The sequence below is a fragment of the Devosia sp. Leaf420 genome, from assembly GCF_001425445.1.
GTDB lineage: Bacteria > Pseudomonadota > Alphaproteobacteria > Rhizobiales > Devosiaceae > Devosia.
Genome location: NZ_LMQU01000012.1, coordinates 433,397 through 448,594 on the forward strand (window position 1 = coordinate 433,397; position 15,198 = coordinate 448,594).

The window sequence follows — 15,198 nt, forward strand, 5'->3', positions numbered from 1 at the left end:
AGATTCCACTGACCGTTCAAGATGCGCGGAAACTGCAGGCAGAGTTCGGCCTCAATGGGGCAGGATCACGTTCGATTGAAGTGATCGTAAATGAGCTGCGCCATTGCGCTTGAAATAGTTGGGACCGCTGCAAGGTCCATGAGGCTGGCGCGGGCGACAGCCTTGGCGGAGCCAAAGTGGTTTAGGAGCGCGCGTTTTCGCGTTGGGCCAATGCCTTCGATCTCGTCGAGCGGATTGGAAATCTGCTCTTTCTTGCGTTTGGCGCGGTGGGTGCCGATGGCGAACCTGTGGGCTTCGTCGCGGAGGCGCTGAACGTAATAGAGGACGGGGTCGCGGTGCGGCAGCATGAAGGCGTCCTTGCCTTCCATGAAGAATTTTTCGCGGCCAGCGTCACGCTCTTCGCCCTTGGCGATGCCGATGAAGGTGACTTCCTTGGGCAGGTTCAGTTCGGCAATGACCTGTCGCACGGCATTGAGCTGGCCCGCGCCGCCATCGATAAAAACGATATCGGGCCAATCGGGCATGCCGGTCGCTTCGTCTTCGGCGTCGGTTTCGCTTTCGGCGGCGAGACGGGCGAAGCGGCGGGTCAGCACCTCGCGCATCATGCCGAAGTCATCCCCGGCGGCGATGTCGGATTTGATGTTGAAGGTGCGGTAGTGCTTTTTCGAAAAGCCTTCCTCGCCCGCCACGACCATGGCGCCGACCATATTGGTGCCGGAGATGTGGGAGTTGTCGTAAACTTCGATGCGGCGCGGGGGATCGTCGAGCCCAAAGCAATTGGCAACGCCTTCGAGAAGCGTGCGATTGGAGGCGCCTTCAGCGAGCTGGCGGCCAAGGGCTTCGCGGGCGTTTTGCATGGCGTAATTGACGAGGTCGCGCTTTTCGCCGCGTTGCGGAGTTTCGACGCGGACCTTTTGTCCAGCGCGGCTGCGAAGCGCCTCTTCAAGCAGTTCGCGCTCGGCCATCTCGTGGCTGAGGAGCACGAGGCTGGGAGGCGTGCGATCCTCGTAGAACTGGCCGATGAAGGCTTCGAGCACTTCTACGTCGGTGAGAGAATCGTCGGCCTTGGGGCGGAAGGCGTGATTGCCCCAGTTCTGGAAAGCGCGGAAGAAGAAGACCTGGACGCAGAACTGGCCGCCCTCGTGGTGGATGGCGAAGACGTCGGCTTCCTCGACATTGCGTGCGGTGGCGTCGCCGCCTTGGGACTGGACGACTGCAAGGGCCGAGAGGCGATCGCGGATCAGGGCGGCGCGCTCGAAATCGAGATTCTCGGCGGCGGATGCCATGTCCTTTTGCAGGTGGTCGCGGACTGATTGGGATTTGCCGGTGAGAAAGAGGCGCGCGTCTTCGACCAGTTCGCCATAGGCCTCAAGGCTGGTTTCGCGGGTGCAGGGGCCGGCGCAGCGTTTGATCTGATATTGCAGGCAAGGCCTTGTGCGGGCTGCGTAAAAGCTATCCGAGCAATTGCGGAGGAGGAAGGCCTTCTGGAGGCTCGCAATGGTGCGGCTGACGGCGACAGCGGACGCGAAGGGGCCAAAGTAGTGGCCAGGACGACGGCGGCTACCGCGGTGCTTGGTAAGTTCGGGCGCTTCGTGATCCGTGGCGATCAGGATGTAGGGGAAGCTCTTGTCATCGCGGAGGAGGACATTGAAACGCGGCTTCAGACGCTTGACAAGATTGGCTTCAAGAAGGAGCGCTTCGGCTTCGGTCTCGGTGCGGACGAATTCCATGCTGACCGTGGCAGCGATCATGCGCTGGATGCGCACGGGCAGGCCCTCGGGACGAGTGTAGTTGGTGACCCGCGACTTGAGCGAGCGCGCCTTGCCTACATAGATGACCTCGCCATTGGCATCGACCATGCGGTAGACGCCCGGGGCGGAGGGCAGGGTGCGGACGAAGGCGCGGATGACCTCCGGGCCGGCAGGTTGTGGGCTAGGCGTATCTGTCATGGTCTAAAGCGGTTTTCGTGATTGGAGTCGCATGAGCGCTCCAACTCCTTTTCGGTGGTCAGGCCCTAGGGGTTGGACCGCGTCGGGCGGGGTAGTCAAGATGTTTGCCGCCATCGAGGGCCAGCATCTGGCCGGTGAACGCGGGCATGGAGAGAATGGCGAGGACGCCTTGGGCAATTGCGTCGGGGTCTGCGTGGCGCTTGAGCGGCAAGGATTTCACGCTGTCGGCAAAATCCTGATCGCTCTGGCCTTTGTGGGGCAGGACAGGCCCGGGGCCGATGGCATTGACGCGAATGGCGGGCGCCAGGGATTGGGCCATGGTTCGGGTTGCGGTCCACAACACGGATTTTGAAAGCGTGTAGCTGAAATAGGCCGGGCTTGGGTGCAGCACCCGTTCGTCGATCATGTTGATGATGTTTCCCTCGACGCCATCTGGCAATTGTGCGGCGAAGTCGCGTGAAAGAAATATGGGGGCTTCGGCATGGACCGAAAAGTGCTGGTCCCAGAGTTCCTCGTTCACATCCTGGGCACTGTCGGGATCGAACACCGAGGCATTGTTGATCAGAATGGTGAGGGGGCCGAAAGGCTTGGCCGCCTCGGCGATCAGAACGGCGCGGCTTTTGCGATCCGAGAGGTCAGCCTGCACGGTCGTGGCGCGGCCGCCTGATGCGACGATTTCCGCAGCGACTTTTTCAGCGCCGTCTGCGCCGGAGCGATAGTGGATGACAACGGCATGGCCCTGTTTGGCCAGCGCCCTGGCAATCGTCGCGCCGATGCGGTCATTGGCGCCAGTGATGAGGGCCACGCCAGGCGTGTCGGGGAAAATCTGCGGCTGCTGGGACATCGGAGTTCAACAGGTCGCCTTCGCGACCCCCTTTAACATATGTGGCTGACGCGACAGCCAAGGTGCTGTCGGTAGTGGAAAGAATTGTCAGACTACGGCAGCAGCTTGCGCTTTCGCCGGGTCAGGCGCGGGGTTAACCTGGGTTATGCGGACGGGAAATCCGCAGATGAGAGAGGGGGACTAAAATGGACGTTGTAGTACCCATAGTGGTGCAGCTTATCGCCGGCGGTGCTGGCGGGAGTGTATTGGGGCAATTGGCACGATCGCTCAGCCTTGGACCGGTGGGCGATAGCATAGTCGGTGCAATCGGTGGCGTGTTGGGCACGTTTCTGACGGGGCTTTTGCCCAATTTCGACACGCTTCTTGGCGCTTCATCGGCGACCAGCGCCATGGATTTGGGAGCGCTTGCCGGGCAGGGTGCGGTAGCTTTGATCATCGGCTGCGCGCTGACGGCTATCGTGGGCACGGTGAAGTCTTTCATGGTCAAGGGTAGGGCCATGCGATAGCTTGAAGGCGCCCCGCACGCTTTGCGATTTGTGGGGCGTTTTTTCCTGCCTTCGATGTGACCATGTCCTCCCCCACCGACCAGAGCCCCGACAATCTCGGGCGCGCCATTGCCTTGACGCTCACCACCATTGCCGTTTTCGGCGTGCAGGATGCGGTGTCCAAGCTTCTCGTGCAAGATTACTCGCCGTTCCAGATCACCATGATGCGCTATTGGGGATTTGCCCTGTTTGCGCTGGTGATGGTGGCGCGGCAGGGGCCGATTCGACAGGCCTTCCGTTCTGCCATGCCGAAGCGACAGATTTTGCGCGGCGTGCTGCTGATGGCCGATATCTGGTGTTTTGCGATCGCGCTGCAGACGGTGCCGCTCGGAGAATTGCAGGCGATCGTGATCGTCTACCCGCTGCTGGTGACGGTGTTCGCTATTCCGATCCTTGGGGAGAAGGTCGGGATTTTCCGGTTTGCAGCGGTGGGTGCCGGTTTGGTGGGCGCATTCGTGATCCTGCGGCCGGGCGGGGTGCCGATGACCTGGGGCGTCGTCTTCGCGCTGGCTTCGGCCTCGTTCTACGCCATCTACATTGTTTTGACGCGGCAGGTGTCGAAGGCCGATGGCGCGGGAACCAGCCTTGCCTATGCGTCCTGCGTGGGCTTGGTTCTCTCGAGCATGGTCGGCGTATTCTTCTGGCAGCCGATGGAGTGGCAGGCGCTGCTCATGGTGGTGCTCGTGATGATAACCACCTGCGCGGGACATGGCGTGATGGTCTTTGCGCTGGGCATGGCGCCGGCGAGCGTCTTGCAGCCGTTCAACTATTTCTCGCTGCCCTGGGCGATCGTTCTCAGTGTCGTTGTGTTTGGGCACTGGATCGATCCGGTTTCGCTGGTGGGCGCGGGAATTATCGTGATTGCCGGCTTGGTCGTGATGGCGCGGGAGCGGAAGAAGAAGATTCCTGCCGTGGTGGTGGCGCCGGTGGGAGAGGCCTAGGGCGGCGCCACAAAACCTCAGGATGGGCCCCGGCTCAAGGCCGGGGTAACGTCTTGTGTGTGGGTGCAGGTAGGCGATCAAGTCAGGCGAAGAATCTCGAGATCCAGACGCCGGCGGCGGAGCTGACGGCGGTCAGGGTTGTGCCCCAGGCCATGTCGACTATGGCAACCTTGGGCGAGAAGCCCTGGATAGTCGAGAGATTGGTCAGGTCATAGGTGCCATAGGCGACGAAGCCCAGGATGGCGCCGAGGACGAGAGCTTTGACCACATCGCCATCGGCTGGCGCTGCAACGAGAGCGACGATGCCGACGATGTAGGCGAGGTAAAACAACCCGGCGATAACGAGATTGGGCTGTTCGCGCATCAGGCCGCCGAGTTCGGGCATGTAAAAATTCTTGCCCATGGTCGAAAGCCAGATGAAGTCGAGCGGGAAAAACACGATGGCGATAGCGCCGTAGAGAATGAGATATTTGGTCAAGGTAAGCCTCCCCTAAAACTATTCAGGAAACGAGGCGCATTGCGTTCTGGATCACTTGCAGTAGCCCATGTGAAGGGGCATGTGTCTGGCAAGGACTGCCTGCGCACCCGAGGGGACCGACTATGGGATTGCTCCAAATTGCCTTGATCCTGCTGTTGATCGGCGGTGGCTGGACCTTGCTCACCCGCAAGAAGGTGACGCGGGAGCGCGATGCGCTGACCTTGCGCCGCGTCGACGCCTATATCGAAACCATCAGGCGAGAGCGGCGCAATGCGGATCTCGTGGCGATGAGCGACAGTGAATTGCGCGACCTGCTGCATGCCGGAGCGCGGAACTATCGGGTGGCGAGTGAGAAGCGGACCTGGTTTCTGCTTGGTGTTGGCGGGGTAACGCTTTTTTCCGCCATTGCGATTGCGAGCCATGACGGATGGCGCGGCTTTGGAATTGCCATGTTGGTCGGCGCGATTGCGGCCTATGGTCTGAATGAGTTTCTGGCGCGCAGGGCGCGGGCGCCGCTGGAGCGGCACGGGATCGATGTCGAGCGGTTGATCGTCGAATAAAAAAGCACCGAGCCGAAGCCCGGTGCCTTTGATCATGTCAGGGTCGGTTATTGGCCGACGCAGAAGTAGCCATTGGGGCCATTGTAGCAGAAGCTGGCGCCCGGATTGCTCGGGTAGGGGTAGTTAGGACGCGGCGGACGCGGATTCCAATGTGGCGGACGCGGCGGTGGGCCGGGGTTCCAGTGCGGCGGGCGCGGCTGGTTCCAGTGGGGAGGACGCGGTGGCGGAGGTGGCTCATAGCCGCCATCCCATCCACCATTCCAGCCGCCGCCGCCGCCGGTCGAGAGATAGTTTGCCGAGACCCAACCATCTGGGCCGCGCTTTTCGATGTAGCACCAGCTACCGCGACAATATTGGACGTCCACACGTTCGCCGCGGCGCAATGCATCGACGACACCATAACCGGTACCCGGACCGGAGCGGACGTTTACATTGCTGGTTGCGACTGCAGGAGCGGCCGAAGCCGCAGCGGTGGTTGCCAGTACTGCCAGGGTTGCGAGCGTGGAGGCTATGAGCTTGCGATTGAAGGCCATGGGAGTTCTCCTTTCCCTGTCGTTGGCTTTGTTTGCCTGGGACTAATTAAGCGCATTGCGGATGAACCCAGACTGAACAAAGCCTTTAGACTTCAGATAGCCCAGACGTTTCACGGTGCGTTGATTGGAGAAATGCGCGAAATGGCGCGGCGTTGCTCGCGGACAGGGGTGTCCGCGTTAAAATTGCAGCAGATCGGTAAAACGCTTGAGGATCTGGCCGAACTTCTTGCGTTGCTTGGGCTTGAGTTCGCCGAGAAGCGCCTCTTCGAGCTGGGCCCAATGATCGGCAAGACTATTGCGGATGCGAATGCCGCGCTCGGTCAACGCAACGCCGGGAACCAGCTCCGGGCCGACCGCACGCCGATCGATCAAGTCGCGCTCGATGAGGCGGCTGAGGCGGGGGTTGAGGGATTCTAGGGAAAGGCCAAGTTCATCGGCAAGCGCCTGTTCAGTCGTGCCGGAGCGACCAAGCTCGAACAGCACGGCGTCATCACCTGGCTCGAGACCGCGTTCCTTGAGCGGCACGAGCAGCGCCTTGTGTGCCAATTGGCCGGCGGCGATGAGCCGGTAGAGCACGGAGCTGGGTGAAGGTTTGGACATAAGCGGGAAAATAGTCCGAACTCCAGTTACGCGTCGATGATGCTTCTATCCTATCGTTAATCAGGCAACGACCAAGACCCGTTATTGTTCACTCAGCGCAGATGAGTTATGCGTCCATTTGCAGGGTTGAGCGATGCAATCGCGCTTGTCTCGGCATAAGGCGGCGCGCCGCGGCGTGCGAGCAGCGAGGGACCAAACATGCAGGATCTGGCCCGCATTCGTGCATTCGTGCAGGTCTTCGACTCAGGCGGTTTTTCCTCGGCCGCGCGGCTCCACGGCCGCTCCAAGGCGCTGCTCAGCAAATATGTCACCGATCTCGAAGATTATCTCGGCGTGCGCCTGATGAATCGCACGACGCGAAAGCTCAGCCTCACCGAAGCGGGCGAAGCATATTATCGTGAAGCCTCGTCACTGCTGCAGCAACTCGACGATCTCGACGCGACCATAACCGACCAGACGGCAGAGCCGCGCGGCATGTTGCGGGTCTCGGCACCGCGTAATTTCGGCGAGTCGACGCTGGCGCCGGCAATCTTCGAGTATCTCAAGAAGTATCCAAAAGTGTCGCTCGATCTCCGGCTGGAGGATCGCTATGTCGATCTCGTCGATGAGGGGATCGATGTGGCGTTGCGGATTTCGACGCTGGCGGATTCCTCGCTGATCGCGCGCAAGATCGCCGATATGCATGTGGTTGTCGGCGCGGCGCCATCGCTGCTGCAGGCGGTTGGTGCGCCCAAGCACCCTGAGGATTTGCGGCATTTGCCCTGCATTATCGACGTCAACCTGCAGGGGCAATCGAATTGGCGGTTCATCGAGGACGGCAAGACCATCTCGGTGCCGGTCAATGGGCCGCTGCGCGTCAATTCGCCTTTGGCGGCACGCAAGGCGGCGGCGATGGGCCTTGGATTCGTCGTATTGCCTTCGTACCTCGCTGATCCGCTGGTGGCGAGTGGAGAGCTCGTGCCGGTGCTGCCCGGCTTTCTGCCCACGGGGCAGACGCTGCAGGCCGTCTATCCGCATCGGCGGCATCTGGCGGGCAAGGTGCGGGCGCTGATCGACCATCTGGTGGACTGGTTCGCCACCCACCCGATCAACTGACGGATTCTGCTGGCGTGACTATTGCTGCTATCCGAGCTCAGGCCTTGCGCCTTGTGGTGTTCTTGCTTGCGGTTCTTGGGCTGGCTCAGCCCACCTTCGCACATCCTCATATTTTCATCGACGCAAAGGTCGATGTTGTCTTTGACGACGCCGGGCGCATTGCGGCGCTGCGGCACCACTGGACATTCGACACTGCCTTTTCCGTTTGGATGGTGCAGGGGCTCGACACCAATGGCGATGGCACGGTCAGCACTGAAGAGATGCAGCCGCTTGCCGACGACAACATGAACGGGCTCGCGCAGTACGATTTCTACACTTATGCCGGGGATGGCATGGCGTTCACACCGGCCGGCGACCAGCGGATGCGCTATGAAAACAATCGGGTGACGCTCGATTATTCGATCAATGCCACCGAGCCCGTCGCGCCAGGATCGAAGTTCGAACTCGGGATTTTTGACGCCGAATATTATGTGGCCATCAGCTTCGCCGATGCTTCCGCGGTGCAATTGGTAAACGCACCGGCAAGTTGTTCGACGCGACTGGTGCCGCCTGCGCCCATGGACAAGGCGACCGAAGACCGGCTCTATGCGCTGGGTCCGGATGTTCTTGAATTACCGCCTGACCTGGCGGCCGCGATGCGCGGCACGCAGGGGATGATCGTCATTTCTTGTGGTCCCGCACCGGCGCCCACGACAGCGCTGGAGGCGACGCAGCACGTGGCCGAGGCGCGGCCGACGGCGCCTTTTGGTGGTCCGCCGCCTGAGCGTGGGCTCAACCTGCCACGCACCGGTTTTTTCGGCTGGATCCAGCAGGAGCAGCGCAATTTTTACGCCGCGATGACCGGGGCGCTTGATCGCATGCGCAGCGATTGGACGGCGTTCTGGCTGCTTGGCGGGCTGAGCTTCCTCTACGGCGTGTTTCATTCTGCGGGGCCGGGGCACGGCAAGGTGGTTATCTCGTCCTATGTGCTCGCCAATGAGCGTCAGTTGCGGCAGGGGATTGCGCTCAGTGCGGTGTCGGCGCTGTTGCAATCCATTGTGGCAATCGTCTTTGTTTTGTTGCTAGCCGGCGTGTTGCGGCTGACAAGTACTGCGCTTGGCGACGCGGCTTATTGGGTCGAAATCCTCAGCTACGCGATGGTCGCGCTGCTTGGTGTGTGGCTGCTGCTGCGCAAGATTTTTGGCTGGGGGCATCACCACCACCATCATCCAGAGCCCATACCGGTGCGCCGCGATATCTGGCATGATCATGATGGACACGCGCATGAGCATCATGACCACGACCATGATCACCACCATCACGGGCATGACCACGACCACCATCATATGCACCATGCCGTGGCGCCGGCTGATCTAAGGGGTAATTGGCGCGAAAAGCTGGGAGTCGTGCTGGCGGTGGGGTTGCGACCGTGCTCTGGCGCATTGGTGGTGATGGTCTTTGCGCTGTCGCAGGGTGTGTTGATGGCAGGCGTCGTCTCCGTCTTGCTGATGGGGCTGGGTACGGCGATCACCGTTGCGGTGCTGGCGTCGCTGGCCGTTGGCGCAAAGGGGCTCGTGAGCCGGCTTGGTGGTGGCGAGAGCGTTCTGGCACAGCGGATCGTCTGGTGGGCCGAATTGGCGGGCGCGGCTTTCGTGCTGATGTTCGGTATTCTCCTCCTGATGGCGAGCCTTTAGAGCGCGACCCAGTGCCGCCTTGCGGCGGGGCGAGAAGCGGCTATGGTGCGGCCAAAATCTGGACTCATTCCAAGACCGGCCCCCAAAATGTCCGACCACCTGCCTAAAGATCACCCGCCCGTTCCGGCGCAAAAGGTTGGCGTGCTGCTGCTCAATCTCGGCACGCCTGACGCGACCGATTTCTGGAGCGTGCGGCGCTATCTCAAAGAGTTTCTGTCCGACCGGCGCGTGATCGATACCAATCGGTTGATCTGGTGGCCGATCCTCAACCTCATCATTCTCAATTTCCGGCCGCAAAAGGCGGGGCATGCCTATGCGCAGATTTGGGACAAAGAGCGCAATGAGAGCCCGCTGCGGGTTATCACGCGGGCCCAGACAGAGGCGCTGGCGGCGCGTATGTCGGGCGATGGCGTAATGGTCGAATATGCCATGCGCTACGGCAATCCTTCGACCAAGAGCGTGCTTGAAAAGATGCAGGCGGCCGGGTGCCAGAAAATCCTGCTCGTGCCGCTCTATCCGCATTATTCGGCGACGACGACCGCGACGGCGAATGACAAGGCGTTCGATGCGCTCAAGCAGATGCGGTGGCAGCCGGCGGTGCGGACGGCGCCGGCTTATTTCGAGGATGCCAAATATATCGAGACGCTCGGCAATTCGATCCGCGACGGGGTTGCCAAGCTCGATTTCGAGCCTGATCTCGTGATCACCAGCTATCACGGCATGCCGGTCGAATATCTCAAGAAGGGCGATCCGTACCATTGCCAGTGTTACAAGACGACGCGGTTGGTGCGGGAATATCTGGGCTGGCCCAAGGAGAAGCTGATGGTCACCTTCCAGAGCCGGTTCGGACCCACGGAATGGCTGCAGCCATATACCGACAAGACGCTCGAGGCGTTGCCGGGCCGGGGGATCAAGAAAGTCGCGATCTTGGCGCCGGCATTTTCGGCGGACTGCATCGAGACGCTCGAAGAAATCGCCATGGGGGGCAAGGATACCTTCATGGAGGCGGGCGGGGAAAACTATGCCTATATCCCGTGCCTTAATGACAGCCCCGCTGGCATGGACATGATTGAATCCATGGTGCGCCGCGAATTGTCTGGGTGGCTCTGAAGGCTACCAGCCTGGGCCGCTGAAATCAGGCGGGGTGGCGCGGATCTTGGCGGACCAGCCGACGAGCCATGAGGCGTCGACCCAGCCGGTATCGGTGACGAAGCACCAGCGATCGTTACGGGTGCAATAATCGAGCGTGACTTCGGTGCCGTCGGGTATACGGCCGATGATGCCGTATTCCATGCCGGGGCCGGTGCGGACGGCGATGTTGCCGCCTTTGACGCGGGCTGTGGGTTCGTCTGCGAGGGCAGGGGTGACGGCCAGCGCCATAAGGGCGGGGATGAGCAGGGCGCGCATGAGGCAATCCTTGGGTTTGCCTGTTCTTGCCGCAGCGGCGTGGCCTAGACAAGGCGGCTGGCCCAAAAAGAAAACGACCGCCCGGAGGCGGCCGCTTTCGGAATTTTCGGCTAATTACTGCGCAGCGACAGTAATTACTGCGCTGCGACGACGAGGCCGGGCGAGTAGACGACAGCGCGATTGCTGAGGTCGACGAAGTAGACGCGGTCATTGGTGTAGAAATAGCCGTGCGTCGGATCGCCTTCGATCGGGTGGATGACGATGGCTTCGGGGACGGCATAGCCGACATCGATGGAGCCATCGATCACGACGGGATCGGTCGGGTGCATGCGGACATAATCGACCGAGCTGGCTTCAACGCCGCCCGCTGCGCCAATGGTCGCGCCGGTAAAGCCGCCAATGGCTGCGCCGATGGGCCCAAAGATCAGGCCGCCAACAATGGCGCCCGTGGTAGCACCGGCAGCGCCGCCGACGACCGCGCCGCCCGCGGCCTGCTCATTGGGATCCTTGATGATCTGCGCCTGGGAAATGGCTGGGGCCAGGACGAGGGTCGAGGCCATAAGGGCAATAAAAAGCTTCTTCATTTTAGTCTCCGTTGGCTTTCGCCTTTGGCAATGGGCTGACAACTGGCGAGCCCTCGCGAAGGTTCCGGTTCCGAACGAATGTGCTTTTTGCGCGTGGCGCAGGGGCCACAGAGAGGCGCCCAGCAGAAAATGCCGCCCGGCCTTGCGGCGTCGCGGTTTCGCTTACGATAACGGGCGGCCATTGGGCCTTTCTGACTAGGGTAGAACGGTCCAAGGGCCGCCCGTTACGGGTCCGGAGTTTGCAGCGGGTCCGGATTCAGGCGCGAACGTTATTTCAGTCGCGGCTGCCGTATTTCAACTCCCCGCCCGGACAGGCGCCCCCATCCACCGGCCTCCCATCCGGCCCTGCGTCGGGACCGCGTAACTGATGGGATGGCTGCAGTATGGGGCAGGCTTTTGGGGCCGGGGATAGATTTTTGTATTTTTGTATTTTTGGGCCGCCTGGCGGGTGCGGGCGGCTTTGGCGCGAGGCGGGGATAAGTGGCCCAGGCTCAGGTGTGCTTGGAGGGAAAGCCATCGGCGTCTAGAGCGGGCGCGAGGACGCGAAAAGATTTATGGAATTTGCCATTGGCCTTATAGTGGGCATAGCGATCCTCGAACATGATGCCGGCGGCCGTCAGGCGCGTCACGAGAATGGCGAGATCGGCCAGGGTAAAGGGCTCGTCGGGGATAAGCACCCGAAAATGCGGCATGCCGGCTTCGCGACGAAAAAGCTTGAACGCCTGCTGGATCATGGAATTGCAGGCCTCCCTCGTGTGCTCGCCGATCGGGCCCTTGGGCTTATGGAAGCGCACGATATAGGTCATCGCGATGACATCGACCTGCAGGCGATTATAGGCGCAGATGCGGCGCTGGCTGAGATAGGGGGTACGGCTCATGTCGGTCTCTCCTCGTTGGAGAGACGAGGATAGGGGCCGCGGGGGCGTGGGGGATAAATGGGCTAGTAGCGCACCGGGCGCTTGGCGATGATCTCGGCGATGCGGATCGTATCGCCGGCATTGAGATAGCGGCCGCGTTCGAGGATTTCGCTCACATATTCCTCGTAGGTGAGGCCGATCAGAGCGGCGCGCTGGGCGCGGATCCTAGCGATGTCGAAGGGGGCATCGAAGGCGCGCTTCTTTGCATGGGCCCATTCGAAATACCGGCCAATGCCGTTTTTGCCCCAGGGCGGGATATGGGTGTCGTCATCGTCAAGCGGCGGGCCGCCGTTGGAGAGGGTGGTCATGAGTGGGAGGGTGGCGCAGGGCCGGGCGGAGGGCAATGCGTTGTTTGGCGTAGGTGGGGGGGGTAAGGGCGGGATGGAACCGGGTGATCGGGATTGTTTCGGCATCTTTGAACCCCACCTAGCCTCCCCTTGGGAAGGGGAGGGATCGGCCGGCGGGTGCCTGGATAGCGCGGCAAGAACCGCTGCGTCCCTCCCCCTGCCAGGGGGAGGTTAGGTGGGGGTCTTTTGGTTTTGGACTGAACCGGGTGATCAAACCTTGCCTCGCCATCTTTGATCCCCACCTAGCCTCCCCTTGGCAAGGGGAGGGATTGGCCGGTGGGTGCTTGGATATCGCGGCAAGAACCGCTGCGTCCCTCCCCCTACCAGGGGGAGGTTAGGTGGGGGTAGCCTCAGTAAAACTCCCAATCTCTCCGAACCTACCTCGCCGCTATCCTCTCTGCGGGGGACACACATGGACGACCAAACCACCTTCGCGCGAAAACTGCGGCGGGATCAAACGCTAGCCGAGCGGCGGTTCTGGGTCTTGCTGGAGCCATGGCGCGACGCCGGTTGGCATTTTCGACGGCAGGCGCCGATTGGGCCATTCGTGGTGGATTTTGTCTGCAAGCGGCAAAAGCTGATTTTTGAGATCGATGGCGACAGCCATTATTCCGATGAAGGCGTGGCGCGCGATAGCGTTCGGACGGCGTATCTGCGCCGGCTCGGTTATTCGGTGCTGCGCTTTACCAATGAGGATGTGCTGGGCAGCGACGACGGGGTGTTTGAAGTGCTGCGTGGGGTTTTGGGCGAGCCGGATGCCGGCCTCTCTTCTCCTCCCCCTACCAGGGGGAGGCCGGGTGGGGGTTCTTTTTCTTAGGCTGGGCGAGCCGGGGGCCCACCTAGCACCGCGTACTAGGGAGGAGGGGCGGGATAGAGGTTGGAGGAAGGTGACAGCCAAAAAAAACTTCGTGGGACCTCGGTGGCCGCTCTTGAATTAAATTTGATGGAACCCAAGATAAGGCTGATCTTGGTTAAATAGGGCCAAGAGTTAAGTGTTATCACTGTCAAGGCCGACCAGCAGCCCGAGCGCGATATTTATAATCACCTGTAAGTATCCTTTCGTCGTTGCGGTCACCTGGTGTCGCCGGCTGATCAGCCAGCTCACCACAGTATACGCTATGTCGTTATGTTGCGCAGTTAGAGTATTCACTGGCCAGTCCAGAGTTACGCTCGTTTAGAACGGTGTGGGGCAGAGGCTTTCAATCGCATGCGCGCGATGCTTCTGCCCCCTCTCGAACGGATCAATTATGACCGGTTGGATTCCCGATCAAGATGCCTTGAAGTGGTATCCTCATTTCGACAAATACCTTTCGCCGGAAAAGGCAGGCAAAGTTGCCACAGACGCGCATCGAGTGGCGACAAATTCGTTCTTTCCACTCCTACGCTACGTGCAAGCTTGGCAGCCATTTCGGACAAAAATAACTAAGGGCACACTCAAGGAGCGCCCAATAAGGTATGCGTCTCGACGCGACGCATATATTTACTCATATTATCGAAAATTGTTGAGCGAGCGCTATGAAGCTGAATTGGCTCGACTTGGCATAAGTGCCTGTCCCATCGCCTATCGAAAAATTCCTGTTGAAGGCGGTTCTGGTGGTAAGTGCAACATTCACTTTGCAAAAGATGTGTTTGATGTAATTTCTGACATCGGCAACTGTACTGTTGTTGCGCTCGATATATCGAAATTTTTTGAACATCTCGATCATTATAAGCTTAAGAAGATATGGGCTAGAATGCTAGGGGTAAATCAGCTTCCTGCTGACCACTTCGCTGTTTATAGTTCTCTCACGAAATATTCATACGTAGAGCGAGATGATCTGTATAAGCGCCTCGGAATTATACAGGAAAAAATTGTAAACGGCCGAACGGTAGAATTTTACACTGTGCCCTTTGACAAAATGCCGTTGCAACTCTGCACATCTGCTCAATTTCGTGAGCTAGTTGCGGGCGAAAATGGGGTGCATTCTTCTCTAATAAAGAAAAATGAGTTTGAGTACGGTATTCCCCAAGGCACGCCCCTGTCTGATCTACTGGCAAATATGTACTTAATAGACTTTGATGTTGCATTGGAAAATTATGCAAGTTCAAGGGGTGGTAGATATTTTCGATACTCAGACGATATACTTCTTATAATTCCAGGTTCAGCCTCAGAAGGTGTTAACGCGGAAAAATTTGCGCAGATGAGCATCTTGGCATCTGGCAAGAACTTGGTGATAAAATCATCAAAAACTATCATGGTTGAGTTCAAAAAAGCGGGCGATTTGCTCTCGTATTCAATACCCGCTGGATACCAAAATAAGAATGGTCTTGAGTATCTCGGATTCAGATTTGACGGGAAGCACGTTTATCTTAGAGATAGTACATTATCAAATCTATATAGAAAAATGTCGAAAGTCTTGTATCACGAATGCTTAGCGCTGGTGAAAAGATATCGAGATAAAACGCCCGCTCAAATAGTTCCGCTTTTTGACTTGGATGCGGTTCACGCTCGTTTCTCTCGTGTCGAAGACTTTGAGAAATACGCAGATAGTAAGCGGAACTGGACCTTTTGGACTTATGCTCGACGCGCGAGCGAGATCATGGGCGAACGAGGTACAAAAATACCGTATCAGCTGAAAAGTAATCGCCTCAATTTTGAGGCGATGTTCTTGGAAAAGCTAAGCTTCGCATACGCTCGTATCAATAAGTAGATCGTCATTGACGCCAGAGCTGATATTGATTCCAA

At 59.3% G+C, this 15,198-nt stretch carries 17 protein-coding genes; 8 read left to right on the plus strand and 9 right to left on the minus strand.

What is annotated here, in order from left to right; genetic code table 11:
- Positions 1-65 precede the first annotated feature (65 nt).
- Positions 66-1,949: an excinuclease ABC subunit UvrC gene (uvrC, locus tag ASG47_RS15420; protein WP_061910579.1), complete on the minus strand. Its 1,884-nt coding sequence runs from the start codon at positions 1,947-1,949 to the stop codon at positions 66-68.
- Positions 1,950-2,007: 58 nt separating this feature from the next.
- On the minus strand, positions 2,008-2,793 hold the full coding sequence (locus ASG47_RS15425) for an SDR family oxidoreductase (protein WP_061910581.1): 786 nt from the start codon (positions 2,791-2,793) through the stop codon (positions 2,008-2,010).
- Between the two features lie 185 nt (positions 2,794-2,978).
- Here ASG47_RS15425 and ASG47_RS15430 point away from each other — a divergent pair, with 185 nt between their 5' ends.
- The gene (locus ASG47_RS15430) at positions 2,979-3,299 is read left to right on the plus strand and encodes a hypothetical protein (RefSeq protein ID WP_061910583.1); all 321 of its coding nucleotides are present in this window, start codon (positions 2,979-2,981) and stop codon (positions 3,297-3,299) included.
- Between the two features lie 62 nt (positions 3,300-3,361).
- The gene (locus ASG47_RS15435; protein ID WP_061910585.1) at positions 3,362-4,279 is read left to right on the plus strand and encodes a DMT family transporter; all 918 of its coding nucleotides are present in this window, start codon (positions 3,362-3,364) and stop codon (positions 4,277-4,279) included.
- Positions 4,280-4,361: 82 nt separating this feature from the next.
- On the opposite strand, the gene ASG47_RS15440 is transcribed toward ASG47_RS15435, so the two are convergent.
- Positions 4,362-4,757, minus strand: a complete 396-nt coding sequence (locus ASG47_RS15440; protein ID WP_061910587.1) for a DUF2177 family protein — start codon at positions 4,755-4,757, stop codon at positions 4,362-4,364.
- 122 nt (positions 4,758-4,879) lie between these two features.
- Here ASG47_RS15440 and ASG47_RS15445 point away from each other — a divergent pair, with 122 nt between their 5' ends.
- Positions 4,880-5,317 carry a hypothetical protein gene (locus ASG47_RS15445; protein WP_061910589.1) on the plus strand — a complete coding sequence of 146 codons (438 nt, stop codon included), beginning with the start codon at positions 4,880-4,882 and terminating at the stop codon, positions 5,315-5,317.
- A 47-nt stretch (positions 5,318-5,364) separates the two neighbouring features.
- On the opposite strand, the gene ASG47_RS15450 is transcribed toward ASG47_RS15445, so the two are convergent.
- Positions 5,365-5,850: an SH3 domain-containing protein gene (locus ASG47_RS15450; RefSeq protein ID WP_061910591.1), complete on the minus strand. Its 486-nt coding sequence runs from the start codon at positions 5,848-5,850 to the stop codon at positions 5,365-5,367.
- 177 nt (positions 5,851-6,027) lie between these two features.
- Positions 6,028-6,450, minus strand: coding sequence for a MarR family winged helix-turn-helix transcriptional regulator (locus ASG47_RS15455; protein WP_156352226.1), 423 nt, complete (start codon positions 6,448-6,450; stop codon positions 6,028-6,030).
- 198 nt (positions 6,451-6,648) lie between these two features.
- On the opposite strand from ASG47_RS15455, the gene ASG47_RS15460 reads away from it, so the two are divergent.
- From ASG47_RS15460 to hemH, 3 genes are all read left to right on the plus strand, one after another.
- On the plus strand, positions 6,649-7,545 hold the full coding sequence (locus ASG47_RS15460) for a LysR family transcriptional regulator (RefSeq protein ID WP_061910595.1): 897 nt from the start codon (positions 6,649-6,651) through the stop codon (positions 7,543-7,545).
- A gap of 14 nt (positions 7,546-7,559) precedes the next feature.
- The gene (locus ASG47_RS15465; RefSeq protein WP_082511767.1) at positions 7,560-9,218 is read left to right on the plus strand and encodes a DUF1007 family protein; all 1,659 of its coding nucleotides are present in this window, start codon (positions 7,560-7,562) and stop codon (positions 9,216-9,218) included.
- Between the two features lie 87 nt (positions 9,219-9,305).
- Positions 9,306-10,328 (plus strand): ferrochelatase, encoded by a 1,023-nt coding sequence (gene hemH, locus ASG47_RS15470; RefSeq protein ID WP_061910599.1) that lies wholly within the window; start codon positions 9,306-9,308, stop codon positions 10,326-10,328.
- A 3-nt stretch (positions 10,329-10,331) separates the two neighbouring features.
- Here hemH and ASG47_RS15475 read toward each other — a convergent pair whose 3' ends face one another.
- From ASG47_RS15475 to ASG47_RS15490, 4 genes are all read right to left on the minus strand, one after another.
- Positions 10,332-10,625, minus strand: a complete 294-nt coding sequence (locus ASG47_RS15475) for an SH3 domain-containing protein (protein ID WP_061910601.1) — start codon at positions 10,623-10,625, stop codon at positions 10,332-10,334.
- Between the two features lie 134 nt (positions 10,626-10,759).
- On the minus strand, positions 10,760-11,209 hold the full coding sequence (locus ASG47_RS15480; RefSeq protein ID WP_061910603.1) for a DUF1236 domain-containing protein: 450 nt from the start codon (positions 11,207-11,209) through the stop codon (positions 10,760-10,762).
- Positions 11,210-11,700: 491 nt separating this feature from the next.
- On the minus strand, positions 11,701-12,087 hold the full coding sequence (locus ASG47_RS15485) for a hypothetical protein (RefSeq protein WP_061910605.1): 387 nt from the start codon (positions 12,085-12,087) through the stop codon (positions 11,701-11,703).
- 62 nt (positions 12,088-12,149) lie between these two features.
- The gene (locus ASG47_RS15490) at positions 12,150-12,434 is read right to left on the minus strand and encodes a hypothetical protein (protein WP_061910607.1); all 285 of its coding nucleotides are present in this window, start codon (positions 12,432-12,434) and stop codon (positions 12,150-12,152) included.
- Between the two features lie 451 nt (positions 12,435-12,885).
- Here ASG47_RS15490 and ASG47_RS15495 point away from each other — a divergent pair, with 451 nt between their 5' ends.
- Together ASG47_RS15495 and ASG47_RS15500 are read left to right on the plus strand one after the other, a co-directional pair.
- Positions 12,886-13,290 carry an endonuclease domain-containing protein gene (locus ASG47_RS15495; RefSeq protein WP_082511768.1) on the plus strand — a complete coding sequence of 135 codons (405 nt, stop codon included), beginning with the start codon at positions 12,886-12,888 and terminating at the stop codon, positions 13,288-13,290.
- A gap of 430 nt (positions 13,291-13,720) precedes the next feature.
- Positions 13,721-15,163 carry a reverse transcriptase domain-containing protein gene (locus ASG47_RS15500; protein WP_156464130.1) on the plus strand — a complete coding sequence of 481 codons (1,443 nt, stop codon included), beginning with the start codon at positions 13,721-13,723 and terminating at the stop codon, positions 15,161-15,163.
- Positions 15,164-15,198: the final 35 nt, after the last annotated feature.